This is a genomic window from Achromobacter sp. 1011811831, assembly GCF_059760905.1.
The window spans coordinates 1-1,266 of sequence record NZ_JCBANG010000193.1; the positions used below are offsets into that span (position 1 = coordinate 1).

At 57.0% G+C, this 1,266-nt stretch carries 1 protein-coding gene; it reads right to left on the reverse strand.

What is annotated here, in order from left to right:
• Nucleotides 1–269: 269 nt before the first annotated feature.
• On the reverse strand, nucleotides 270–959 hold the full coding sequence (locus AC6LJ9_RS30545) for a class I SAM-dependent methyltransferase (RefSeq protein WP_498150440.1): 690 nt from the start codon (nucleotides 957–959) through the stop codon (nucleotides 270–272).
• Nucleotides 960–1,266: the final 307 nt, after the last annotated feature.

Genomic DNA, 1,266 nt, shown 5'->3' on the forward strand with positions numbered 1-1,266 from the left:
TGGGGACGGCCAGCTCGCGATTGGAAGCAGGCCATGAACCAATTCGCTATCCTCTATCAGGAACGGTTTATCAGGCCTTCCGTGTAGTTCCTAAGCCCGCCTTGAACACAGAATTTCTGACACTCCCAGATGAAAATTCGGGGTGAGTTCTTAATTGAATTGCTTGAATGCGCCACTATCAGCGGGGGCTTACTGTTCTACAGCGGGAAGACGTAAATGGCTGTGCTGAGATGGTATTCACCTGACACCGGCCCTAAGCCGGTGTTTTTTCAAGCAGCCTCTGTCACCACCTCCCCCTTCCGCCCAAAAACAAACACATGCGCATAACTATCATTCATCGGATGCTCGAAATGCGCTACCCCCCGAATCCCTGGCACGACAGGCTCAAACAACCCCGCATAATCAATCTCCACCGGATAAGGCTTCCGCTCCGGCGTATCGTTGTACCCAAGAATCAACAGCCCGCCCGGCTTGAGCACCCGATGACACTGCTCCATCATCTGCTCGAATCCAATCCGCTCATTCAGCCCCCAGCCGATCACGCCATTGGATATCACGACGTCGAATGACGCCTCGTCGTAGTAGCCGCTCATATCCGTGACGCTGCCGATGACGTGCCTGCCCGGCGGACCGTAGATCGCCTGTTCGGGATCCATGTCCAGCGAATGGAATTCCATCTTGAGCAGCCGGGGGTAGTGCCAGGTGTAGTAATGCATGCCCAGGAACAGGCACTTCATCCGGCCGGGCGAGCGAGCGGCGAGCTGGTTCAGATGGTCGAAGATTTCCCGTTCGAGGAATTGGCGATTCACGGCGCGCAGCCGGAATTTGATGCCGCATTTCGCGGCGAAGGCGGGAGACCATTTGAACAGTCTCATCTTGCCTTTGCGGATCAGTTTGCGTAAGGAAATTTGCTCACCCCAGATGGCCGGATTGAAGGGCTTTGCTTCGCGCAACAGCACTTCAAAGGTTCTTCGTGTGCGCGCGAATGCCGTGGCAGGCACGCATGCAGGGGCTGGCGCGGGCTAGCCGTCAGGGCCGTTGCGGTCCTGATCGCAAGAGGCTAGTCAGCGGTGCGCTTGATATGACTGGGATGAGAGAGAAATGGGGTGGACGGGCGCGAGGCGCAGTCTGATTTCAGAATGACGCGACCGTTGCGGTTACGCAAAGGCAAGGTGAAGGCGACCCCGGCGGCGGTACTGCAATGTTGTTTGCCTGGGCCAGCCTGAAGAGATCGATGGCGCCAAAAACATGACGCCGGCACAAGGC